The 6,534-nt window shown below is 68.7% G+C and carries 6 protein-coding genes; 4 read left to right on the top strand and 2 right to left on the bottom strand.

What is annotated here, in order from left to right:
- Nucleotides 1-96: 96 nt before the first annotated feature.
- The 4 genes from IE294_RS35365 to IE294_RS35350 all read left to right on the top strand — a co-directional run bounded on the left by IE294_RS35365 (nt 97) and on the right by IE294_RS35350 (nt 4,544).
- On the top strand, nt 97-957 hold the full coding sequence (locus IE294_RS35365; protein WP_189893002.1) for a TIGR03620 family F420-dependent LLM class oxidoreductase: 861 nt from the start codon (nt 97-99) through the stop codon (nt 955-957).
- A gap of 128 nt (nt 958-1,085) precedes the next feature.
- Nucleotides 1,086-1,484: a MarR family winged helix-turn-helix transcriptional regulator gene (locus IE294_RS35360; protein WP_189893028.1), complete on the top strand. Its 399-nt coding sequence runs from the start codon at nt 1,086-1,088 to the stop codon at nt 1,482-1,484.
- Between the two features lie 100 nt (nt 1,485-1,584).
- A complete protein-coding gene (locus IE294_RS35355; protein ID WP_189893001.1) occupies nt 1,585-2,607 on the top strand; it encodes an LLM class flavin-dependent oxidoreductase in 1,023 nt (340 codons plus the stop codon).
- Between the two features lie 443 nt (nt 2,608-3,050).
- Complete coding sequence (locus tag IE294_RS35350) at nt 3,051-4,544, top strand: hypothetical protein (RefSeq protein WP_229917626.1); 1,494 nt, start codon at nt 3,051-3,053, stop codon at nt 4,542-4,544.
- A gap of 74 nt (nt 4,545-4,618) precedes the next feature.
- On the opposite strand, the gene IE294_RS35345 is transcribed toward IE294_RS35350, so the two are convergent.
- Nucleotides 4,619-5,272: a YceI family protein gene (locus IE294_RS35345; RefSeq protein WP_189892997.1), complete on the bottom strand. Its 654-nt coding sequence runs from the start codon at nt 5,270-5,272 to the stop codon at nt 4,619-4,621.
- Between the two features lie 244 nt (nt 5,273-5,516).
- Entirely contained in the window at nt 5,517-6,431 is a 915-nt protein-coding gene (locus IE294_RS35340; RefSeq protein ID WP_189892995.1) for a YceI family protein, read from the bottom strand.
- Nucleotides 6,432-6,534: the final 103 nt, after the last annotated feature.

Raw genomic sequence — 6,534 nt, 5'->3', positions numbered from 1 at the left:
CCAGCTACATCACCGGCACCGAAATCTTCATCGACGGCGGCGCCAACCAAGTCTGACCACCACAAACCCACTCACCGCCGTACGGGAGGAACCGTCATGCACATCGGCACCACAGGCATCTGGAGTCCGGAACTGCGCCTGCACGGCGACAGCGGAGAGATCGCCGACGCCGCGGCCGAGCTCGATTCAAACGGCTGGGGAGCCCTGTGGATCCCCGGTCTCGGCGGGGGTGACATCCTCGGCGACACCGAAAGGCTCCTGGCCGCCACCAGGAACACCACGGTCGCGACCGGCGTGCTGAGCATCTGGCGCCACCCCGCCGAGGACATGGCCGCCGGGCATGCCCGGCTCCGCAAGGAGTACGGCCACCGCGTCCTCCTCGGCCTCGGCGTCAGCGACGCCGCCGCCGCCCAGCACGCCGGCGGGACGTACCGTCCCCTGGCCGCCCTCGGCGCCTATCTCGACCGTCTCGACCAAGCCCCCGAGCCGGTACCCGCCGACGAGCGACTCGTAGCCGCCATGGGCCCCAAGCTCACCGCGCTCGCCGCCCGTCGCAGCGCCGGCACCCATCCCTTCCTCGTCACCCCCGACTTCACCGCCGGCGCACGGGCCGTCCTCGGGGCCGGCCCCCTCCTCGCGCCCTACCAGGCCGTCGTGGTCGATCCCCGTCCGGACAGCGCCCGGGCCACCGCGCGGGGGTTCCTCGCCCCCTTCATCGGTATGGGGCACTACGCGAAGAGTCTGCTGCGCCAGGGCTTCTCGGAGGACGACCTCGCGGGTGGCGGCAGCGACCGCCTCATCGACTCCGTCGTCGCCTGGGGCAGCGTCGACGCCGTCGAGGAGCGCGTCAAGGCCCACCTCGACGCGGGCGCCACCCACGTCGCCCTCCACGCCATCAGCGCCGGCCCGGGACTGCCGCGGGCACAGTGGCGGGAGCTCACACCTCTGGCCCGCTGACCGGCCGCCGACGCTGAGCGCTGCGAAAGGTGACTGAAGCGTCAACCTTTTCCTATCATGGTCGCATGACTGAAGAACCCCGTTGGCTCTCCCCTGACGAGGGACGAGCATGGCGCGGCCTCCTGCGCATGCACGATCTTCTGGTCAATCAGGCCGGCCGGTCCATGCAGAACGAATTCGGGCTGTCCGCGACCGACTACACCGTACTCGCCGAGCTCACCCGCGCCCCGAACGACCACCTGCGCGTGATGGAGCTCGCCAAGGTACTGGGGTGGGAGAAGAGCAGGGTGTCGCACCACCTGTCGCGCATGGTCAAGCGCGGTCTCCTCACGCGTGAGGACTGCGCCGATGACGGGCGGGGGGCCTATGTCACGGTCACCGCGGCCGGCCGCGCGGCCATAGAGGCAGCCGCGCCGCGGCACGTCGAAGACGTCCGCCGCCTGTTCCTCGACCACCTCACGCCCGGCCAGATCGTTCTGCTGGCGGAGATCACCGACACGGTCATCGAGAAGATCAGCCCGCAGTAGCGCCGGTGCACGGGGCGTACGAGGGACCGCGCGGGTGACCTCGTTCCCGGTGCTCCGCGCACACGCGGAATGAACCGGGCCCCTCATCGTTGAAGGAAACATGAAAAAGATCGGGTTCCTGTCCTTCGGGCACTGGACGCCGTCACCGCACTCCCGGACCCGCTCCGCGTCGGACTCCCTGCTCCAGGCGATCGACCTCGCGGTCGCGGCGGAGGAGCTGGGAGCCGACGGCGCCTACTTCCGGGTCCACCACTTCGCACGACAGCACGCCTCCCCCTTCCCGCTGCTCGCGGCCATCGGCGCACGCACCACCCGGATCGAGATCGGCACCGGTGTGATCGACATGCGCTACGAGAACCCCTTGTACATGGCCGAGGACGCCGGGGCCGCGGATCTCATCTCCGGAGGCCGCCTGCAACTGGGCATCAGCCGGGGCTCCCCGGAGCAGGCGATCGACGGCTGGCGGTACTTCGGGTACCGGCCGCCGAAGGACGGCACCGACGCCGACATGGCACGCGCGCACACGGAGACCCTGCTCGACGTGCTCAAGGGCGAGGGCATAGCGCAGCCCAACCCCAGTCCCATGTTCGCCAACCCGCCGGGGCTGCTGCGCGTAGAGCCGCACTCCGAGGGCCTGCGCGACCGCATCTGGTGGGGGTCCGGCTCCAACGCGACCGCGGTGTGGGCCGCCGAGCTGGGGATGAACCTCCAGAGCTCGACGCTCAAGGACGACGAGAGCGGCGAACCGCTGCACGTCCAGCAGCGCAAGCAGATCGAGGCGTACCGGGAGGCGTGGCGGGCCGCGGGCCACACCCGCGAGCCACGGGTGTCGGTCAGCCGCAGCATCTTCGCGCTCGTCGACGACCGGGACCGCGCCTACTTCGGCCAGGAGCGCGCCTCGAAGGACCAGATCGGCTACATCGACCCCGACACCCGCAGCATCTTCGGCCGGTCCTACGCCGCCGAGCCCGACGTACTCGTCAAACAGCTCGCACAGGACGAGGCCGTCGCCGCCGCCGACACCCTGCTGCTCACCGTGCCCAACCAGCTCGGTGTCGACTACAACGCGCATGTCATCGACAGCGTTCTGACCCATGTGGCACCGGAACTCGGCTGGCGCTGACACCCGAGAGGGGTGACGGGCCGGTACGGCGTCACCGGTTCCGGGGCGGGTGAGCGCGTGGCGGCCGGCTCGGGATTACCCGTCCCGGGAGCAGGTGAGCGTGTCGCGGGCCGGCTCGGGATCACCGGTCCCGGGAGCAGGTGAGCACGTGGCCGGCCCGCCCGTCACCGCGGACCGGACGGACAGGCCGGCCGCCAGACCGCCTCGTCCGTGTCAGGCCGCGGGAGGGGCCTCCGGGGCCGACACGGTGGCTCTTCCTTCCAGTTCCTGTTCCCCCCATGTGACGAGTTGCCCCGAGTCGATCGGCGGTCTGAGACGATTCCGTCATGTGCGCAGCCCAAAGACCCCCAGAGGACCCCTCGCTCCGGCTGACCGTGTCGGCACGTGAGCGCCTCCAAGCCGTTGTCTTCGACGCCAACGCCTACGGCGTAGCTCGACCGAACGTGGAGCAACTCACGAGGCTCGCCGGCCGCCTCGCCGGCATCGGCATCGAGACCTGGGTGCCCGAGCCCGTGGCCTGGGAGTGGGCAGAGCACGTCTCCCGCGACTGGGAAGCCGTCAAGAACGCCGCCAGGCAGGAGCGCGACCGGATGAACCGGGCCGGCATCCCGGTCGCTGTGCCCACGCCGCCGTACGACAGCAGAGAAGCCGTCATCGACGCGGTTCTGGCCAACTTGAGTGCGATACCGCACGTGAGGATCGTCGAGCTGACGGGCAGCAGTGCTGTTGAAGGCCTGAAGGACCAGGTCCTTCAACGCAAGCCGGCCAAGACCAAGGGTGGCACCCCGGAGAAACCCGGATCCGCGGTCAAGACGGGAGCAAGCGACAGTGCGTGGCTGCGCGATGTACTGGACCTCGCCCCGCCGGAGAGAATCCTCATCGTCGGCGCGGACAAGGACGTCGACGCGGCGTTCAAGGCATGGGGCAAGCCCATGCCACTGATACGCACGCTGGACAAGCTGCGGGCGACCTTGTTCGACGTCACCGTGGACGACGGACATGCGCAAGCGGCCATCGCCCGCCACCTCGTGAGCCAGTTGCCCGCAAACACCTTCGACAGTGACGGCACTGGTTTCGACATCGGCCACATCACGGGGTTGGAATCCGCGATCACCCACAGCACCGACGGTGACGGCAGCAGCCTCAGCGTCTACGGAGCCAGCGTGACGCGCCTGTTGGCCCTCGCTGGAGTGGGCGAGGTGAGCATCGGGGACGACGTGTCCGACGACTCCGCCCGGCAGGAGCCGGCCCACACACGGCGCCCCGGCGACCTGGGATCCGCCGATCATGTGACCGCCTACGCCACGGCCTACTTCCTGGCGGAGGGCGAAGCGACGGTACAGACGCTGTACAACGGCGGTGATCCGGAAGTGTCGGTCCTCCACTACGACAACATCCTGGTCCGGGCTGAACTGAGCTTCCACTTCACCGACGGGTTGATCACCGCTGTGGAGGCCGAGGCCGAGGCCGAGGCCACGCTGGTCAAGAGCGCCTACGACGACGACAGCGACGCCCTTCACCGGCTGGACGAGGCGCTGACCTGGGTGCCGGGCCTCGAACTCCAAGTGGCGCCGCTCCTCTACTCGGATTCCTCGGAACTCTCCACCCGGATCCAAGGAGTCCCGACTCGGGTCAGTACCACGCTGACTCCCAGGGACGGCGCCTGGGAGCTGGAGCTGGCCATCGAGCATGACGGAGCCGATGACAGCCTCGACCTGCTGGAGGTGAGCTGCGACTATGACCCGGGCTCCTGGTGGGGCGGCCACCGCGACGGCGTCCAAGGGCCTGACGCTTACCAGGTGGGGGTTTCAGGACGCGATGTCCTGGGATCCCACGGCCTCTGGACTGTTCCCGCATGGATCATCAGCAGAATTGACTGGGATGCCTTCGACGCATCAAGGTCCCCGCAGCAGCCGAACACCGAGCATGATGACTGAGCGGCTTGGGTGTGGTCACACTCAAAGGGGGTCCACGAGCCGGCCGATGGGCCGGCCGGCGCACCGGCGCTCCTCTATGACGCAGACCGGATCGCGGAGATGTCGAACTGTAGTCGGACCTTCTCGCTCACCATGGTGCCGCCCGTCTTGAGGCGCTGGTTGTAGGCCAGACCCCATTCGGTGCGGTCGATGGTGGTGGTGCCGTCGAAGCCGGCTCGCTCGTAGCCGAACGGATCCAGGACCGACCCGAGGTAGTCGAGTTGCAGGTGGACGGGCCGGGTGATGTCGCGGATGGTGAGGTCCCCGGTCATGCGGAAGCTCCCACCGCCTTCGTGGCTGGTGGAGGTGGAGCGGAAGGTCATCTCCGGGTAGCGGCGCGCGTCGAAGAAGTCGGGGCCGACGATGTGCGCGTCCCTTTGCTCCACGCCCGTGTCGACGCTGGCGACCCGGACGACGAGCTCGGCCCGCGCCTGTGAGGGCCGGGCTCCGTCGAAGTACAACGTGCTGTCGTAGTCGGTGAAAGCCCCCCGGACCGTGGTCACCATGGCGTGCCTGACCGAGAATCCGACGCGGCTGTGGGAGCGGTCGATGGTCCACAGCCCGGTCAGTGCCTGAAATGCCGGGTCGAGCGGGACACTTCGGGGTGCGTCCGCCGTTTCGGAGGTGCCGGTGCCGACAGCCGTAGTCGGGTCGATGACAGCGCTCTGGCGGCGACTGAAGATTCCCATGTTCGTGAGCCCTTTCCATCAGACCGCTCCGTGCTATCACGGCTTCGCCGGCACTGCCCGGGGAGATGGGTGGTCTCGTCCGGTCTCCATGCGGTCCACTGCAAAGCTGTACAAGATCAGCATGATGTGGGGGTGCGCTGCCGGATGGGCCGCGTCAGCACACCGCGAACCACTGGGAGGCTCTGTCGGACCGGACCGGACCGGCCCGGACCGCAGTCCGCGTCATGCGTCTCCCAGTGCGGCCCTACTTCGGCGGCGTGGGCGTGTCGTGGGTGTGGTACATCGCCTGTACGTCCAGCTCCAGTTGGACGGTCGGACCGACGACGGCGATGCCACGGGCCAGCATGGAGCGCCAATTGAGCGTGAAATCCTCCCGGTGGAGCTCCGCCTTCGCGAGAGCCGCGCAGCGCAGTTCCTGCTCGTAGCCTCCGTTGACCGTCCCGAGGTAGGTCGTGTCGAGTCCGACGGAGCGGCTGGTGCCGTGCATGGTGAGCGTGCCGTGCAGGGTCCACTTGGAGCCGCCACGGTAGGCGAATCGGGTGCTGGTGAAGTCGATGTAGGGGAAGCGTTCGACGTCCAGGAAATCGGCGGAACGAAGGTGATTGTCACGCGTGTTGTTGCCGGTGGAGATGCTGGAGGCGTCAATGCGCACCGAAACGTGTGAGTCGGTCATGTTCGGTGCGACACGGATCCCGCCCTCGAAACGGGTGAACCGCCCGTGGACATGGGCCATGCCCACGTGCTTGGCGATGAACCGGATCGCGGTGTGCGGAGGGTCGAACAGCCAAGTTCCGGCTGTCGGGAGTTCCAGCTGCCGGGCGGGTTCGAGCGCGATGTGCCTCGGGGGCAGCGCCACCCCGGGGGCGATGTCCAGCTCCTCGCGGGCGGGTGACAGACCCTCGGCCACGGTCAGCACGCTGTAGGAGCCCGGTGACAGTGTCGCCATGAAGTACCCGTGGGGGTCCGTGGTGCCCCGCGTGGCCACCCGGTGGCTGTCGCGCGCGGTCACCGTGACCTCGGCTCCGCCCATGGGCTGCCCCGTGGGATCCACGACCATGAGGCCAAACGCCCCGGCACCGGGCGGCAGGGGGACCGAGAGACTTGGCACGGCACCAGAGGCGCCGCGGGAATGCCGACGTCGGAGCAATCTGAGAGCCATCGAGTTCACCTTTCTCCACATGCGTTGCCGTCACACGGCCCGCTCAGCTGCTTGCGTTCGCGGTCGCCAAGAATCGCCTACGGCACAGGGACGGGCGCGAAGC

The organism is Streptomyces canarius (genome assembly GCF_014650735.1).
In the GTDB taxonomy this organism is placed as follows: domain Bacteria; phylum Actinomycetota; class Actinomycetes; order Streptomycetales; family Streptomycetaceae; genus Streptomyces; species Streptomyces olivaceoviridis.
This window is presented reverse-complemented; position numbering and strand designations above follow the sequence as displayed.